We start from the raw sequence: 15,950 nt of genomic DNA, 5'->3' as shown, positions 1-15,950 counted from the left end.
CCGTCACGACGTCACCGGTTGCTGCTGATGGTCTCCCGGGCCGCGCGCAGGGATTCCTTCAGCGACCCCATGGTGGCGAGCACCGCCGTGGGTTCGTAGCCGCAGTGCGCCATGCAGTTGGCGCAGCGCGGGTCCTTGCCCCGGCCGTACTTCTCCCAGTCGGTCTCCTCGATGAGCTGACGGTACGTCGGTACGTAGCCGTCGCTCATCAGGTAGCAGGGGCGCTGCCAGCCGAAGAGCGAGTAGTTGGGGATCGCCCAGGCGGTGCACGGGAAGTCCGCCTTGCCCTCCAGGAAGTCCAGGAAGAGCGGTGAGTGGTTGAGCCGCCAGCGGGCCCGGTTGCCGCCCGCGAAGGCCTTCTTGAAGAGTTCGCGGGTCTGGTCGACGCCGAGGAAGTGCTCCTGGTCGGGCGCCTTCTCGTACGCGTAGGCGGGCGAGATCATCATCTCGTCGACCTTGAGGTCGTCGTTGAGGTAGTTGAGGACCTCGATGATGGTCTGCGGGGTGTCGGTGTTGAAGAAGGTGGAGTTGGTGGTGACGCGGAAGCCGCGCGCCTTGGCCTCCTTCATCGCGGCGACGGCCTCGTCGAAGACACCTTCCTTGGCAACCGACTCGTCGTGCCGCTGCCGCAGTCCGTCGATGTGCACGGCGAAGGCGAAGTAGGGCGACGGGGTGAACTTGTCGAGCTTCTTGCGCATGAGCATCGCGTTGGTGCAGAGGAAGACGTACTTCTTCCTCGCGACGAGCTGGCGCACGATCTCGTCGATCTGCGGATGCATCAGCGGCTCGCCGCCGGCGATGGAGACCATGGGGGCACCGGATTCGAGCACCGCGCCCACTGCCTGGGCGACCGGCATGCGCTGCTTCAGGACACCGGCCGGGTGCTGGATCTTCCCGCACCCCTCGCAGGCGAGGTTGCAGGCGAACAACGGCTCCAGCTCGACGATCAGCGGGAACTTCTCACGCTTGCGGAGCTTCTGTTCGAAGAGATACGTCGCGACCTTGATGGACTGACGGAGCGGCATGGCCATCTGGCTCACCTCCTGGGGAGCAGTAAGGATCGGTGCCATTCGTAAAAAGCCGGAAGGACGGCACGCAGAACACGGAAGGCCGATATTCCACCGCGGACCGTGCCGATACGGACGAGCTCATGCTCTGGAGCGTCCACGACCACCCGGACGGCCGCAACCGGGCGCGGCCCGTGGCACAGGGCCGTACGCAGTGTCGCGGCGGACTCCATGTCCACCGCGATGGCCCCGGTGGCCCGCAGCGCGGCCCGCTCGGGGCCGCGTACGACGTGGTCGGAGCCGGTCAAGGGGCCGGTGTGGACGGCTGAGCCGGGGGCGGCCCGAACCAGGGCGGCGACCAGTAGTCCGGTGCCGGTGCAGGGGGTGGCGCCGTCGGCGTCCCGGGTCTCCTCGGCGACGACGAGGTCTCCGGGGTGCATCCCGGGGGCGAGGCCGGCGCAGAAGCCGGAGGCGATGACGGCGGCGTCCGGTACGCCACCGGGGGCGAGGGCCGCCGCCACGGCCGCCTCCGCCGCCCGGGGGCCCATACCGGTCCGCAGGACCCGCACCGGGCCCCCGGGACGCTTGCCGCTGCGCAGGGCCAGCTGCTCGATGCCCAGAGCGCAGGCGACCAGCAGCGGCGCCTTGGAGGTGACGGCCCCCGGAGCGCCGGCCATCAGGCCCCCTGGGCAGCGCCCGTACGGTCGGCGAAGGGGTCGCCGTACACGTAGCGCCCGAGTGCCGTGAGGGGGAAGACCTGGCGGTAGAGGTGGTAGTTGATGGAGAAGTCCCAGGGGAAGCCGGTGCCGGTGAAATACGGCTCGTCCCAGGAGCCGTCGGCCTGCTGGGCCTCGGTCAGCCAGGTGACCCCGCGGGCGACGGCCCGGCTGTCGCGGCGGCCCGCGGCGAGCAGGGCGAGCAGGGCCCAGGCCGTCTGGGAGGCGGTGGACTCACCGTGCCCGATCCACTTCTCCTCCGTGTACGAGCGCAGGTCCTCGCCCCAGCCCCCGTCGTCGTTCTGCACGGACTCCAGCCAGGTCACCGCCCGGCGGATCGAGGGATGCGCGGCGGGCAGTCCGGCGGCGACCAGCGCGGGCACCACCGACCCGGTCCCGTACACGTAGTTGACGCCCCAGCGGCCGAACCAGGCGCCGCACGCCTCCTGTTCGGCGAGCAGCCACTCGATGCCCCGCCGGGTACGGGGGTGGCTGCCGAGCCCTTCGACGGCGAGCATCTCCACCACATGGCCGGTGACATCGGCCGAGGGCGGGTCGATGACCTCGCCGAAGTCGCAGAACGGCAGACGGTTGGGGAAGGGGCTGGTGTTGTCGGCGTCGAACGCGCCCCAGGCCCCGTTGCGGGACTGCATCCCGAGGTTCCAGCGCACCCCACGCTCGATGGCGGCCTCCAGCCGGGCGGGTTCGGGGTGGCGCACCCGGCGCAGCGCCAGGACGACTTCGGCGGTGTCGTCGATGTCCGGGTAGTTGTCGTTGTGGAACTCGAACGCCCAGCCTCCGGGAGCCAGTTCGGGTTTGCGCACGGACCAGTCGCCGGGCCGGGTGATCTCCTCGGCCAGCATCCAGTCGGCGGCCTTCACCAGCGCCGGGTGGTCGGGTCTGAGTCCGCCGTCGACCAGGGCGATGGTGGCCAGGCAGGTGTCCCAGACGGGCGACTGGCAGGCCTCGACCATCCGGGCGCCGTCCTCGCGGTGGACGGCGAACCGGTCCAGCGAGGCCAGGCCCGCCTTCATCACCGGGTGGTCGAGGTCGTAGCCGAGCAGGTGCAGGGCGATGATGGAGTAGACGGCCGGGGGCTGGATGCCGCCCCAGCAGCCGTCGTTCTCCTGGCGCTCGACGATCCACCGGGCGGCCACGTTCATCGCGATCCGGCGCAGCGGACGCGGGGCGACCTTGTGATAGAGGTGCAGCCCCTTGTCCAGTCGCTGGAACAGGCCGTCCCAACTGGCCGCCGGGGCAAGCTTCCTGGGCGGACTGGGCTCGGCGGGGTCGGTGTGCAGCTCGTCCAGGGCGAAGGGCGCGGGCCGCACGGGGCGCTGCGCGGAGACGATGGTCAGGGGAACGATGGTCTGGCGGGCCCAACAGCCGAAGTCATAGATGTTGAGCGGGACCCACTTGGGGAAGAACATGAGCTCGGGCGGGAGTTCGGGGAGGTCGTCCCACCTCCACCAGCCGAACAGAGCCAGCCAGATCCGGGTGAAGACGCGGGCGGCCGCGATGCCGCCCTGTTCCCTGATCCAGGCGGAGGCGCGGGCCATGTGCGGTTCGTCGGGGCGGTCCCCGGCCAACCGGAGGGCCACATAGGCCTCGATGGTGGCGGAGAGGTCGCTCGGTCCGCCGTAGAAGGTGTTCCAGGTGCCGTCACCGAGCTGTTCGCCCCGGATGAAGAGAGCGGCCGCGCGGGTGGTCTCCGGGTCCTGGATGGAGAGGAACTGGCGCAGGAGCAGGTCCTCGGCGTCCATCGTGACGTTGGTGGCCAGGTCGCCCTTCCACCAGCCCTGCTCGTCCTGTCTGCCGAGGAGGTGGGCCACGGAGCGTTCCGCGGCCCGCCGCGCGGCGGCGGTGACGTGGTCCGCGGCGGTGGTCGTATCGGCCGGATGCCTTGCCGGGGCCGCGGGAAGGTTCGCGGCCCCGGTTGATCCGTCGGTCGTCGCTGTCATGAGCTTCCCCTTACGTGCAGTGGTTTCTCTGCTGTGCTGGGGTCTCCGTCGCCCGGCGCCCTGGTCAGGGCGCCGGCCGGCGACTGCGAGTCATATGCGGGTGCTGATCACCGCTTCCGCACCACCACGAAGTCCGCGAGGGCGGTGAGCTGCGCCCGTACCTGATGCGGCATGTCGACACCGTGCAGCGCCTCGATGGCGACCGTGTGCTGACGGCGGGCTTCCTGTGCGGTCCACTCGCGGCCGCCGGCCTCCTCGATGAGCGCCGCGCGGGCGGCGAACTCCTCTTCGGAGAAGCTGTCGAAGTCGTTGCTCTTGGCATCGGCGGCGAGCAGTTCGCCGAGCCGCTCGGAGGCCGGTCCGCCCGCGGCCAGCGCGGCGACGACCGGAAGGGACTTCTTGCGCTGGCGCAGGTCGCTCCAGGTCTGCTTGCCGGTGGCCTCCGGGTCGCCCCAGATGCCGAGCAGGTCGTCGACGGCCTGGAAAGCCAGGCCCAGGTGGTAGCCGTAGGTCTCCAGGGTGTCGGCGGTGCGGTCGTCGGCGCCTCCGAGCACCGCGCCGATGGAGACGGCGCAGGCCAGCAGGGCGCCGGTCTTGTTGCCCTCCATCTCCAGGCACTCCTCGACGGTGACCCGCTCGCGGTGCTCGTAGGAGATGTCCTGGGCCTGCCCGTCGATGAGCTTGCGGGTGGCCGAGGTCAGCCGGCGGGCCGCTCGGCCCGCCTCGACCGTGCCGAGCTCCAGCAGGACGTCGTAGGCCAGCGCGAAGAGCGCGTCACCGACCAGGATCGCCTGGGCGGGGCCGTGCACCTTCCATACGGTGTCGCGGTGGCGGCGCTGCTCGTCGCCGTCCATCAGGTCGTCGTGCAGCAGCGAGAAGTTGTGCACGAGTTCGACGGCCACGGCGCCGGGGACGCCCGCCTCGGCGGGGGCGCCCGACGCTTCGGCCGACAGCAGGGCGAGCGCGGGGCGCACGGCCTTGCCGCCGTCGCCGTCCGAGGGCCGCCCCTCGGCGTCGATCCAGCCGAAGTGATAGGCCGCGACGGTGTCCATGGGCGGCGCCAGCCGGTCCACGGCAGCCCGCAGCACCGGCGCTGACAGGGCTCGTCCGCGCTCCAGAAGCGCGGTGACGTCCGTGGTCTGGTCCACGGTGTCGGAAGCCGGATTCGCCGGGGTCACTGACTCTCCTCTTGTTCCGGTCGTACTGCTCATGCCGCCTCCTGCAGCGGATGTCCATGGGGGCGGCCGAGGTCGTGGAGGGCCGCACCGGCGGCCTGGAAGCCGCTGCGCACGGCACCCTCCATCGTCGCGGGCCAGCCGGTGGCGGTCCAGGCGCCCGACAGCTGCAGTCCGGGCAGCCGGGTACGGGGACCGGGGCGCAGGGAGCCGACGCCCGGAGCGGGCGCGAAGGTGGCGGTCCGCTCACGGGTGACGAAGAAGTCCCGGACGCCCGCGCCGCGTGCGGCGGGCAGCAGCCGCTCCAGCTCGGGCAGGTAGCGCTCCCGCAGCTCGGCGACGGGCAGGTCGATCTCGTCCTGGACAGCGGACTGGGAGACCGCCAGATACTGCCCGGGGCCCTTCAGCCCCGAGGAGTGCGTACGGTCGAAGACCCACTGGACCGGGGAGCCGATCGCGGCGAAGAACGGGCGGCGCAGCACCTTGCGGTCGTAGACCACGTGCACGTTCAGGATGGGCGCGTTGTCGATGTCGAGGAGCAGGTCCGGCTCGTCGAGGGCGCCCGTGGGCAGCAGGTCGTGCGTCTCGTGCTGCGGTACGGCGAGGACGACGGTGTCGGCGGTGATCCGCTCCCCTGCCGTCTCGACGCTCCAGCGGCCGCCCTCGGTGCGGGTCAGGGACCCCACCTTGGCGCGCAGCTCGGTGCGGACGCCCGCTGTGTCCAGGGCCTTGCGGGCGAGGGTGTCGTGCAGCTCGCCGAGCGGCACGGTGGCCCAGCCGATGTCGGCGGCGCCGGGTTCGGAGAGCAGGCCGGTCCTGAAGACCTTGGCGGCGAGCGCCATGGAGGCGTTCGGCGCGGTGGCGTTGAGGGTGGCGACGCCGACGAGGTCCCAGAGCGCCTCGATGGCCCGCTCGGACTGGCCGTGCTGCCTGAGCCAGGTGGCGAAGTCGATGCGGTCGAGGGCCGGGTCGGCGGGGTCGAGGCGGCCGAGCGCGAGGGCGGCGCGGCCGACGTTCGCCTTCTCCACGAGAGAGAGGTGCGGGTACGCGGCGAGGCCGCCGGCCAGGTGCAGGGGTACGGGCAGGGCGGTGCGGCGCAGCCGTCCGAGGCGCGGTCCGGCGGCGCGACCGACGTCCAGGACAGGGACGTCCAGGCGGTCCTGGAGGGGGGCGAGGTGAGCGGCCTCGATGCGGTCGAGGAACCAGCGGTAGCCGGTGCAGCAGCGCAGGTAGACGTGCTGGCCGTTGTCGACGGTGAGGTCGCCGCGCTGGAAGGAGAAGGCGAGGCCGCCGAGGCGGGGCCGCCCCTCGAGCAGGGTCACGTCGAGCCCGGCATCCGCGAGGCGGAGGGCCGCCGTGATGCCGGCGAGTCCCCCACCGACCACGACCGTGACGGGGCGCGGGGTCTCGTCGCTCATGCCTGCCCCTCTCGCCGGGCCGTCACCGATCGCCGGTTCTTCCCGGAAGGAATCGTCGCAGTCGTGGACGCGTGGGGCCATCGGAGGGTTGACCGGGCGCCGAGCCCGCCGGAGCGCATCAGGCTCGCCCCCGGGAGGTCAGGCGCGAGATGTGGCGGGCGTCCAGGCCGGAGAGGCCGCGCACCGCCACGTACGCCTTCTCGTGGCCGGGGAGGGAGACCCGGCCGCGCAGCACGGCCTCCGGGTCGCGCTCGATCCGGTCCAGGAGGCGGCGGTAGATCCCGGCCATGGCGGCGACGCAGGCGCCGCTGCGGCGGTCGAGCATCGGCAGGAGGCGGTAACCCTCGGCGAACAGGGCCCGGGCCCGGCGCACCTCGAAGTGGATGAGGCCCGCGAAGTCGGAGCCGGGCGGCGGGGTGGTCCGGTGGAATCCGCCCGAGCAGCCGAACTTGGCCAGGTCGTCGGCGGGGAGGTAGGTGCGCCCGTTGGCGGCGTCCTCGCGGACGTCGCGCAGGATGTTGGTGAGCTGGAGGGCGAGGCCGAGGGTGTCGGCGTACTCCGAGGCCCGTTCGGCGCCGGGTGCGCCCGGTGCCGTACCGAAGACGCCGAGGCTGAGGCGTCCGATGGCCCCGGCGACACAGCGGCAGTAGGTCTTGAGGTCGTCCCAGGTCTCGTACGTGGCGCCGCGGACGTCCATCAGGACACCGTCGATCAGCTCGTCGAGGCCGTCGAGCGGGAGGGGGAAGCGGCGGGCGGCGTCGGAGAGGGCGACGGCCACCGGGTCGGTGTCGTCCTCCTCGACCTTGCCGTGCCTGATCCGGTCGAGCAGCTCGCGGGTGCTCTCCAGCCGGGTCCGCTTGGTCCCCGGGGCCAGCTCGCCGTCGCCGATGTCGTCGACGCGACGGGAGAAGGCGTACAGCGCCGACATCGCCTGCCGCTTCTCGTACGGCAGCAGCCTGATGCCGTAGGCGAAGTTCCGGGCCTGCTGTCCGGTGACGGCCTCGCAGTAACTGTACGCGGCCTGCACCGGCGGCGACATGTACGTCGTCTGTCCCTCCACGGTCCGGCTCACCTCTCTCTACGCGCTCTTCGCAGGACGACTGCGGCTTCGCGCAGCATGCTGGGCTTGGTGGGCTTGGGTGGCCCGGGCAGTACGTCGAATCCGGCGGCCGAGATCGCGGTGAGGGCGGAGCGCCCGCCGCCGACGAATCCGGCGAGGAGGAGCCCCAGTCTGCCGTTGACGCTACCCACCAGGGGGATGCCTTCATGCAGCAGCTCGCTCGCGCGTTCGGATTCGTACGCGATCAGGGCGCGGACCGAGGCGCCCGCGGACAGCCGGGCCAGGTCGGCCTCGGTGACCCGGAAGCGGTCCATGTCCTCGGCGGGCAGATAGATCCGGTCGCGTGCGAGGTCCTCGGCCACGTCCTGGAGGTGCTCGACGATCTGGAGCGCGGTGCAGACCGCGTCGGAGAGGCGTACACGCTCCGGGCTCGTGGTGCCGGTCAGGGCGAGGACCAGGCGGCCGACCGGGTTGGCGGAGAGCTCGCAGTAGGCGGCGAGCTCTCCGTAGGTGGCGTAGCGGCGGACCTTCTGGTCCTGCCGGTTGGCCTCGATCAGGCCGAGGAAGGGTTCGGGGGTGAGCGCGCGGCGGCGCACGGTGGGGCGCAGGGCACGCAGCAGGGGGTGGTGCGGCTCCTGGCCGGTGGTGGCGAAGACCCGGTGCAGGTCCCTCTCGAAGGCGTCGAGCAGGGCGAGCCGGTCGTCGCTCTGCTCCGGCTCCAGGCCCAGGTGGCGGGCGTCGGCTCCGCCGGGGGCGAGGTCGCCGTCGCCGATGTCGTCGACGAGCCGGGCGTAGCCGTAGACCGCCATCAGATCGTCGCGCCAGGCACGGGGCAGGAAGAAGGGGGCCACGGGGAAGTTCTCGTCCGCGGCCTTGCCGAGCGTGGCGTCGCCGGTGCGCGCCTGCGGGGTGGAGGTCACTGCGGACCGCCCGGCGCGGGGACGGCGAAACCACGTCGGAGCTGGAGATTTTCCGTCATTGCCGTCACATCTCCCGTTCTACACTGCTGACCCAAAACATCCCTTTTCGGACACGCCGCTCGTTCTTCCGAGTGCACTGCGGCACAGCGGGCGGAGCGCCGGGGGCGTATCGCCCCACTTGCCATGAATCAGCACCGCTCCAGCTTACGTTGTACAGCTCACAGGGGTGCGCCGGGGTGAAGCGCCCGAGGCGCGAACACCGCACCTCCCGTCAACCTTCCTCGTACGCCGGTGGATTGACGTCATCCGTCGGGAGGAGATCACCCCCCGAGGCGTACTGCGGGTGGTCTCCACCGCCTCGGCCGCCGTTCCCGGACACCGGTGTGGCCCCCACCGGGAGCGGTCCGGCGGAGGCCACACGGCTGGGAAACTACTTGCCCGTCTCGCGTTCGTACGCCTTGAGGACTTCCTCGGTGGGGCCGTCCATGAGGAGTTCGCCCTTCTCCAGCCAGAGCACCCGGTCGCAGGTGTCCCTGATCGACTTGTTGTTGTGGCTGACCAGGAAGACCGTGCCCGCCTCCTTGCGGAGTTCACGGATCCGCGCCTCGGAGCGGATCCGGAACTTGTGGTCACCGGTGGCCAGCGCCTCGTCGATCATGAGGACGTCGTGGTTCTTGGCGGCGGCGATGGAGAAGCGCAGGCGCGCCGCCATGCCGGAGGAGTACGTCCGCATCGGCAGGGTGATGAAGTCACCCTTCTCATTGATTCCGGAGAAGTCCACGATCTCGTCGTAGCGCTCGCGGATCTCTTCCCGCGTCATGCCCATGGCCAGGCCGCCCAGCACCACGTTGCGCTCACCCGTGAGGTCGCTCATCAGCGCCGCGTTCACGCCGAGCAGCGAGGGCTGGCCGTCCGTGTAGACGCGGCCGGACTCGGTCGGCAGCAGGCCGGCGATGGCCCGCAGCAGCGTCGACTTCCCGGAACCGTTGGTGCCGATGAGGCCGATGGCCTCGCCGCGGTAGGCGGTGAAGGAGACGCCGCGTACGGCGTGCACCTTTCTGACCCCGCGCGGCTCGCCCTTGCCGCGGCGCATCATGCGGCTCAGCGCGGCGGTGGCGCTGCCCCGGCCGCCGCCGGTGCCGTTGACCCGGTAGACGATGTGGACGTCATCGGCGATGACCGTGGGAATCCGTCCCTGCGTGTTGTCCTCAGCCACGGCCGTACCGTTCCTCTGCCTTCCAGAAGTACACGAATCCCACGACGCCCAGCAGGACGGCCCAGGCCAGGCCCACGGCCCAGACGTGGTCCGGCAGGTTCTCGGAGCCGTAACCGTCGATCAGGGCGAAGCGGACCAGGTCCATGTAGATGGCCGCCGGGTTGTACTGGAGCACGTCGGCGATCCACGCCGGCTTGCCCTCGAGCATCACCGGGATGGAGAACATGACGCCCGAGGCGTACATCCAGGTCCGCGTGATGAACGGCATCAGCTGCGCGAGGTCGGGGGTCTTGGAGCCGAGCCGTGCCATGACCAGGGCCAGGCCGGTGTTGAAGAAGAACTGGAGAACAAGAGCGGGGATCATCAGGAGCCAGGACAGCGATGGATAGCTGCCGAAGATGATGACGACCGAGACCAGCACGATCATCGAGAACATGAGCTGTTGGAGCTGCTGGATCGCGAAGGAGATGGGCAGCGAGGCCCGGGGGAAGTGGAGGGCCCGGACCAGTCCGAGGTTGCCGGAGATGGAGCGGACACCCGCCATCACCGAGCTCTGGGTGAAGGTGAAGACGAAGACGCCCGTGACCAGGAACGGCACGAAGACGTCCTCGGGAATCCCCTTCCTGGTCCCCAGGATCAGCCCGAAGATCAGGTAGTAGACGGCGGCGTTCAGCAGAGGGGTGACCACCTGCCACAGCTGGCCCAGTTTGGCCTGGCTGTACTGAGCGGTCAGCTTCGCCCGGGAGAAGGCCAGGATGAAGTGGCGCCGGCCCCAGAGCTGTCGCAGGTAGGCGAACAGCCCCGGCCGGGCGCCGCTCACGGTCAGGCCGTACTTCGCGGCCAGCTGGGCCGCGCCGAGGCCCTCGTCGGCGGACGGCGGGGCCCCGAGGGCCACCCCACCGTCGTGGGTCATGTCACTCACAAGTTGAAACTCTCGTCTTCACGCGCAGCCAGTCGCGGGCGCGGCTCAGGCGGACAGGTCCCGGAAAGAAAATACGCCTCATGGTCTCAGAGGAAAGCTTCTCAGATGACCGGAGGTCGTCCCAGCCTCGTCAGCCGCCACACCGTACGCCACTTCATCGGGCGGCGCGGTCCGCAGGGGGTCGCCCAACCTTCCCGGAACCCGCCGAACCACGCCTTCAGGGCGGGCGGCGACGGGCGCCTGACCAGGGTCAGCAGCAACCAGACCCCCAGGTAGAGGGGGACCAGCGGGGCGGGCAGGTTCCGGCGTGCCAGCCAGACCCGGTTACGGGCCACCATGCGGTGGTGGACGGCGTGCCGGGAAGGGGCCGTGGTGGGGTGGTGGAGCACCATGTCCGCGCGGTAGTCGATCATCCAGCCCGCGTCCAGCGCCCGCCAGGCGAGGTCCGTCTCCTCGTGGGCGTAGAAGAACTGCTCCGGCAGCGGGCCGGCCTCGGCGAGGACCCGGGTGCGTACGGCGTTGGCGCCGCCGAGGAAGGTCGTCACGCGCGAGGAGCGCATCGGGTCGGTCGCCCGGAGCCGGGGCACGTGGCGGCGCTGGGTGGCGCCCGTGTCCGGGTCGGTGATCCGGAAGGTGATGATGCCGAGCTTCCGGTCCGCCGCGAACGCCTGCCGGCAGAGCTCGGCGGTGTCCCGGTCCGGGAGCAGCCCGTCGTCGTCGAGGAAGAGGAGGGCGTCCACATCAGCGCCGGACGGGCCGAACGCCTCGATGCCGACGTTGCGGCCGCCGGGGATGCCGAGGTTCTCCGGCAGCTCCACGGTGCGTACGCCGGCCGGTACGGGCCCCACCGGGGCTCCGTTGCCGACCACCACGACCTCGATCCGGTCACCTTCCTGCGCGATGACCGAATCGAGGAGGGCGCGGAGTTCGTCGGGGCGGTCCCCCATGGTGATGACCACCGCGCCCAGTTTCATGGGAGAGGTCACTTCAGCCTGCTGGACGCCAGGACGGAGACCAGGTGCAGCAGGGTCTGCAGGAGCGCGATGCCGGCCAGGACGGCCGTGGCCAGGCGGGTGTAGAAGAGGTCGCCGCCGATCGTGTCCAGGATCGCCACCAGCAGGATCAGCAGCGAAGCCTCGATCCCGAGGATCAGCCGGTGGAACTTGAGCGCCCCGGCCGCCCGGCGGGCCAGCGCCATCCCGGAGGAGCGCGGCTCGGAGGCCGCCTCCTTCACCGGCGGCAGCCCGCCCTGGTGGCGGGCGACGCCGACCAGGTCCGTCTCGGCCTTGATCATGATCGCGCCGAGCGCGGCGAGGGTCCCCAGGAACGCCCAGAGCCAGTCGATCCGGCCCTCGCCCCAGATGTCGGCGGCGCGCAGGCCGAGGCCGACGAGCACCGCCGCGTCGCACAGGTAGGCGGCGACCCGGTCCAGGTAGACGCCGCTGAGCGAGTACTGCTTCTTCCAGCGGGCCAGCTCCCCGTCCACGCAGTCGAAGAGCAGGTAGAGCTGGACCATCAGCACGCCGAGCAGGGCGCCCGGTATGCCGGGCACCAGCAGGGCCGGGGCGGCCAGGACTCCGGCCAGCGTCATCACGTAGGTGACCTGGTTCGGGGTGACCCGGGTGTTCACCAGATAGCGGTCCACCCGCAGGGAGACCTCCCGCATGTACATGCGGCCGGCCCAGTGCTCACCGCTGCGCCGGTCCTTCACTCCCGGGGGGTGCACGACCGGACGGAGTTCAGCTACTGATGGTCGAGGCATAGTCGGCGTACGCGTCCCTGATCTGGTCGGTGGACAGGTTGAGGTGTTCCAGGACGGTGAAGCGTCCCGGCCTGGTCTGCGGCGCGTAGTCGACGGCCCGGACGAACTCGTCGACGGTGAACCCGATCTGCTCGGGCAGCACCGGCAGACCGTGGCGGCGCAAAGTTGATGCCATCAGGAGGGACTCCTGGCGGGCACCGCGCAGATGCATGGCGAAGCAGGCGCCGAGGCCCACCTGCTCGCCGTGGCTGGCCGCCCGCTGGGGGTACAGCAGGTCGAAGGCGTGGTTGATCTCGTGGCAGGCGCCGGAGGCGGGACGGGAGTCGCCCGCGACCGACATCGAGATGCCGGTCAGCACGAGTCCCTCGGCCAGCACCTTGAGGAAGGCGTCGTCGCCGACTCCACCGGGGTGGCGCAGCACGGCCTCGCCGGCCTGACGGGCCATGGCGGCCGCGAGACCGTCGATCTCCTCGTTGTTGACCTCGTGGGCCAGCTCCCAGTCGGCGACGCAGGAGATGTTCGAGACCGCGTCACCGATGCCGGAACGGACGTACCGGGCGGGCGCCTCACGGATCACGTCGAGGTCGATGACCACGGCGATCGGGGTGGGCACCCCGTAGGAGCCGCGTCCGTTGTCGTTGTCCAGCGTGGCGACCGGGGAGCACAGACCGTCGTGCGAGAGGTTCGTCGCGACGGCGACCATGGGCAGCCCGACCCGCGCCGCGGCGTACTTCGCCACGTCGATGATCTTGCCGCCGCCGAGGCCGACCACCGCGTCGTACCGGGTGCCCTTGATGCCGTCGGCGAGCTTCACCGCGGAGTCGATCGTGCCGTCGGCGACGGCGTACCAGTCGGCACCCGGCAGGACCGGGGCGAGCCTGTCCCGCAGGGCGCGCCCGGAGCCGTCGCTGATGGCGATGGCGAGCCTGCCCGAGGAGGAGATCCGCTGATCGGCCAGGAGACCCGCCAGATCGTCCATGGCGCCGCGCCGGATGTCGACGACGACCGGGGACGGAATGAGCCGGGTCAGTACTGGCACGCGATCTCCCGGCCCTTCCTCAGGTCGTCGTGGTTGTCGATCTCGACCCAGGGCACGGTGCCGATGGGGGCGACGTCGACAGTGAAGCCGCGGTTGACGAGCTCCTGGTAGCCGTCCTCGTAGTAGAGGTCGGGGTCGCGCTCGAAGGTGGTCTTCAGGGCGTCCGCGAGCTCCTCGGCGGCCTCGCCCTCGATGAGGGTGACGCCGATGTACTCGCCGGTGGCGGTGGCCGGGTCCATCAGTTTGGTGATGCGCGAGACGCCCTCGCCCTCCTCGGTGATGACCTTCATCTCCTCGTCGGCGAGGCTCTTCTCGGTGTCCAGGGCGAGGATGATCCTCCGGCCCTCGCCGCGGGCGTCCAGGAGGGTCTTCTCGACGGAGACCGGGTGCACGGTGTCGCCGTTGGCGAGGATCACGCCGCGCTTGATGACGTCACGGGCGCACCACAGGGAGTAGGCGTTGTTCCACTCCTCGGCCTTGTCGTTGTCGATGAGGGTGAGGGTGACGCCGTAGGTCGCTTCCAGCTCGGCCTTGCGGGCGTAGACGGCCTCCTTGCGGTAGCCGACGACGATCGCGACCTCGGTGAGTCCGACCTCGGCGAAGTTGGCGAGCGTGAGGTCGAGGACCGTCTTGTCGCCGTCGACCGGGACGAGCGCCTTGGGGAGCGTGTCCGTGAAGGGGCGCAGACGTCGTCCTGCACCGGCTGCCAGTACGAGGCCGATCATGCGAGTTCTCCTTCGTCGTGTACGGCGGGGGCCGAGGAGGACACCCAGAAGCGGATGGACTCCACGAGCACCACCAGAGCCACGGCCACCGCGAGGGCGGTGAGAGCCGTGGTGAAACCTGAGGTGCGGGTGAGTACGGCGGCGAGGACGGCCACCAGCGCGGTGCGGCCCTCGTGTCCACCGATCGTCCGCACCAGCCACTGGGGCGGAGCGCCGGTGGCTCCGCGGATGCGGTACACCGTGTCGTAGTGATGGTAGGCGACTGCCGAAACGAGCCCGAAGGCCGCCGGGACGGCGTGCGGGACGTCGCTGCGGGCCGCCAGCACGAGGATCGTGACGTACTCCGCGGCCCGGAAGAACGGCGGCACCAGCCAGTCGAGCGCCCGCCGGAGAGGGCGGGCGACGGCGAAGCCGGAGAGCAGGACGTGGACCGCCGCCGCGACGACGGTGAGCCAGCTGCCGTACGGGAGGAAGAGCGCGGCGCCGATCATCGCGAGGGTCCCGATGAGGGCGGCGGCCGGGGCCGTCAACGCTCCCTTCGGACCGCGGACGAGGGAGGCGACGGCCTGGGCCAGAGGGCCCGAGTCGGCGAGGTCCGCCAGCGCCCGTGCGGCGCGCTCGGTGCGTCTGGCCTTGCGGGTCACCGAGCGCAGGAGGCGGCCGACCATGGTGTAGCAGGCGGCCAGGGCGCAGCCGATGAGCAGGGCATAGAAGACGGTCCGGGGGGTCGTGAGCGCGGTGAGCACGGCGATCATGGCCCAGCGTTCACCGATCGGCAGAACGATCATGCGCCGCACCCACACCGTCCAGCCGACGTTGTCGAGCGCGTCGGAGAGGGCGGCGGTGGGGCTGGTGTTGGCGACCGAGTCGTGGTTGGCCTCGTTGAAGGAGAAGTCCACGACATGGCGGCAGGACTGGAGGACCATCGCGGCGAGCGCCAGGACCCATACGTCGTCACCGCCGCGGGCGGCGCCGATGGCGAGCCCGGCGTAATAGGCGTACTCCTTGGCCCGGTCGAACGTGGCATCCAGCCAGGCGCCCATCGTGGAGTACTGCAGCGAGTAGCGGGCGAGTTGCCCGTCGGCGCAGTCCAGGACGAAGGAGAGCAGGAGCAGGATCCCGGCGGCGACGTACCCGCCCCGGGTGCCGGTCGCCGCGCTGCCCGCCGCGATGAGCGCGGTGATCAGGGAGGCGGTGGTGACCTGGTTGGGGGTGAAGCCCCGGCGGGCGCACCAGCGGGCGATGTAGCGGGAGTAGGGGCTGATGCAGAAGGTGGTGAAGAAGCCGTCACGGGACTTGACCGCACTGCGCAGCCGTACCGCCTCGTCATCGACCGCGGCGACCCCGGCCACGGCCGCGGCCTCCTGCGCGGGATCGGTGGGGACGGCCGCGACGAGCGAACCGAGAGCGGGACGCTGCACTCCGATGCCCTCGGCCTCCAGCGCGACGGCGATGCGGCCGGGGACGGTGCGGTCCTCGGGTGCCGGGTCGGTGCCCGGGTCGACGACGGGGGCGCCCGCGCCGACCGCGGCCGTGGCGCGCTCCAGTGCGCGCACCAGGGCCGGCCGGGCCTGGGGCTGGGCGGTGAGCGCACCGGGAACGGTGGCGGCGGGGAAGCGCGGGTCGGTCAGCCCGAGCCGCAGCGCGTGGAGGTGGCCCACGAAGCGGGGGTCGACGAGGGCGACCCGACGGTCGGCCGGGACATCCGTGAGGAGTGCCGCGGCGTCACCGGCGTCGGCGGCACTCACCACGTCGAAGCCCAGGGCCCTGAGATCGTCGGTGAGCGACGACCCGGGTACCGGCGTACCGGTGAGGATGGCGGTCGACAGACGAACTCACTCCTTGGCACTGACGGTGGACGACACTCGGCAGCACGGCCACGAGGCGGGCCGGCGGCATGTCGGCTGAGGCTATCGGATGAACGGACGACCGGGTTCACCACCCGTTTGCGCGCTGTTCGGGTGGACGGGATCGTGCGGGCTCCGTCTTCGATCATCATCATCGATCGGCGCCCCGGCCCACAAACCCT

The 15,950-nt window shown here is 71.1% G+C and carries 14 protein-coding genes; all 14 read right to left on the bottom strand.

Translation table 11 applies throughout. The annotated features are described in order from the left end of the window. Nucleotides 1–11: 11 nt before the first annotated feature. The gene (gene hpnH, locus AMK21_RS09190) at nt 12–1,031 is read right to left on the bottom strand and encodes an adenosyl-hopene transferase HpnH (protein WP_073876072.1); all 1,020 of its coding nucleotides are present in this window, start codon (nt 1,029–1,031) and stop codon (nt 12–14) included. Nucleotides 1,032–1,036: 5 nt separating this feature from the next. Then, nucleotides 1,037–1,684 (bottom strand): 1-hydroxy-2-methyl-2-butenyl 4-diphosphate reductase, encoded by a 648-nt coding sequence (locus tag AMK21_RS09185; RefSeq protein WP_073876066.1) that lies wholly within the window; start codon nt 1,682–1,684, stop codon nt 1,037–1,039. After that, nucleotides 1,684–3,684 (bottom strand): squalene--hopene cyclase, encoded by a 2,001-nt coding sequence (shc, locus tag AMK21_RS09180; protein WP_073876064.1) that lies wholly within the window; start codon nt 3,682–3,684, stop codon nt 1,684–1,686. Before shc ends, AMK21_RS09185 begins: the two co-directional genes overlap by 1 nt. Nucleotides 3,685–3,791: 107 nt before the next feature. Beyond that, nucleotides 3,792–4,895, bottom strand: coding sequence for a polyprenyl synthetase family protein (locus AMK21_RS09175; protein ID WP_073876062.1), 1,104 nt, complete (start codon nt 4,893–4,895; stop codon nt 3,792–3,794). Next, nucleotides 4,892–6,277 carry a hydroxysqualene dehydroxylase HpnE gene (hpnE, locus tag AMK21_RS09170; RefSeq protein ID WP_073876060.1) on the bottom strand — a complete coding sequence of 462 codons (1,386 nt, stop codon included), beginning with the start codon at nt 6,275–6,277 and terminating at the stop codon, nt 4,892–4,894. Before hpnE ends, AMK21_RS09175 begins: the two co-directional genes overlap by 4 nt. Before the next feature lie 118 nt (nt 6,278–6,395). Continuing rightward, nucleotides 6,396–7,316, bottom strand: a complete 921-nt coding sequence (gene hpnD, locus AMK21_RS09165; protein WP_199863162.1) for a presqualene diphosphate synthase HpnD — start codon at nt 7,314–7,316, stop codon at nt 6,396–6,398. A gap of 29 nt (nt 7,317–7,345) precedes the next feature. Then, on the bottom strand, nt 7,346–8,257 hold the full coding sequence (gene hpnC / locus AMK21_RS09160) for a squalene synthase HpnC (protein ID WP_073876054.1): 912 nt from the start codon (nt 8,255–8,257) through the stop codon (nt 7,346–7,348). Between the two features lie 430 nt (nt 8,258–8,687). After that, nucleotides 8,688–9,473, bottom strand: a complete 786-nt coding sequence (locus AMK21_RS09155) for an ABC transporter ATP-binding protein (RefSeq protein WP_073876052.1) — start codon at nt 9,471–9,473, stop codon at nt 8,688–8,690. Continuing rightward, the gene (locus AMK21_RS09150; RefSeq protein ID WP_073876050.1) at nt 9,466–10,395 is read right to left on the bottom strand and encodes an ABC transporter permease; all 930 of its coding nucleotides are present in this window, start codon (nt 10,393–10,395) and stop codon (nt 9,466–9,468) included. The genes AMK21_RS09155 and AMK21_RS09150 overlap by 8 nt, the downstream gene beginning before the upstream one ends. A 101-nt stretch (nt 10,396–10,496) precedes the next feature. After that, on the bottom strand, nt 10,497–11,369 hold the full coding sequence (locus AMK21_RS09145; protein ID WP_079181114.1) for a glycosyltransferase family 2 protein: 873 nt from the start codon (nt 11,367–11,369) through the stop codon (nt 10,497–10,499). Between the two features lie 8 nt (nt 11,370–11,377). Beyond that, nucleotides 11,378–12,157, bottom strand: a complete 780-nt coding sequence (locus AMK21_RS09140) for a CDP-alcohol phosphatidyltransferase family protein (protein WP_073876046.1) — start codon at nt 12,155–12,157, stop codon at nt 11,378–11,380. Then, nucleotides 12,135–13,196: an iron-containing alcohol dehydrogenase family protein gene (locus AMK21_RS09135; protein WP_073876044.1), complete on the bottom strand. Its 1,062-nt coding sequence runs from the start codon at nt 13,194–13,196 to the stop codon at nt 12,135–12,137. Before AMK21_RS09135 ends, AMK21_RS09140 begins: the two co-directional genes overlap by 23 nt. Then, a complete protein-coding gene (locus AMK21_RS09130; RefSeq protein ID WP_073876042.1) occupies nt 13,184–13,921 on the bottom strand; it encodes a sugar phosphate nucleotidyltransferase in 738 nt (245 codons plus the stop codon). Before AMK21_RS09130 ends, AMK21_RS09135 begins: the two co-directional genes overlap by 13 nt. After that, complete coding sequence (locus tag AMK21_RS09125; RefSeq protein ID WP_073876040.1) at nt 13,918–15,672, bottom strand: DUF5941 domain-containing protein; 1,755 nt, start codon at nt 15,670–15,672, stop codon at nt 13,918–13,920. The genes AMK21_RS09130 and AMK21_RS09125 overlap by 4 nt, the downstream gene beginning before the upstream one ends. Between the last annotated feature and the right edge of the window lie 278 nt (nt 15,673–15,950).

Origin of the sequence: Streptomyces sp. CB00316 (assembly GCF_001905595.1) — a bacterium.
Taxonomy (GTDB): Bacteria; Actinomycetota; Actinomycetes; order Streptomycetales; family Streptomycetaceae; genus Streptomyces.
Note: the sequence above shows the minus strand (reverse complement) of the source record. Positions and strands in the feature narration are given on the sequence as shown.

Coding starts and splice junctions, on each gene's coding strand:
- hpnH (WP_073876072.1), bottom strand. CDS start 1,031: ATGGCCATGCCGCTCCGTCAGTCCATCAAGGTCGCGACGTATCTCTTC.
- AMK21_RS09185 (WP_073876066.1), bottom strand. CDS start 1,684: ATGGCCGGCGCTCCGGGGGCCGTCACCTCCAAGGCGCCGCTGCTGGTC.
- shc (WP_073876064.1), bottom strand. CDS start 3,684: ATGACAGCGACGACCGACGGATCAACCGGGGCCGCGAACCTTCCCGCG.
- AMK21_RS09175 (WP_073876062.1), bottom strand. CDS start 4,895: ATGAGCAGTACGACCGGAACAAGAGGAGAGTCAGTGACCCCGGCGAAT.
- hpnE (WP_073876060.1), bottom strand. CDS start 6,277: ATGAGCGACGAGACCCCGCGCCCCGTCACGGTCGTGGTCGGTGGGGGA.
- hpnD (WP_199863162.1), bottom strand. CDS start 7,316: ATGTCGCCGCCGGTGCAGGCCGCGTACAGTTACTGCGAGGCCGTCACC.
- AMK21_RS09145 (WP_079181114.1), bottom strand. CDS start 11,369: ATGAAACTGGGCGCGGTGGTCATCACCATGGGGGACCGCCCCGACGAA.
- AMK21_RS09140 (WP_073876046.1), bottom strand. CDS start 12,157: ATGCCTCGACCATCAGTAGCTGAACTCCGTCCGGTCGTGCACCCCCCG.
- AMK21_RS09130 (WP_073876042.1), bottom strand. CDS start 13,921: ATGATCGGCCTCGTACTGGCAGCCGGTGCAGGACGACGTCTGCGCCCC.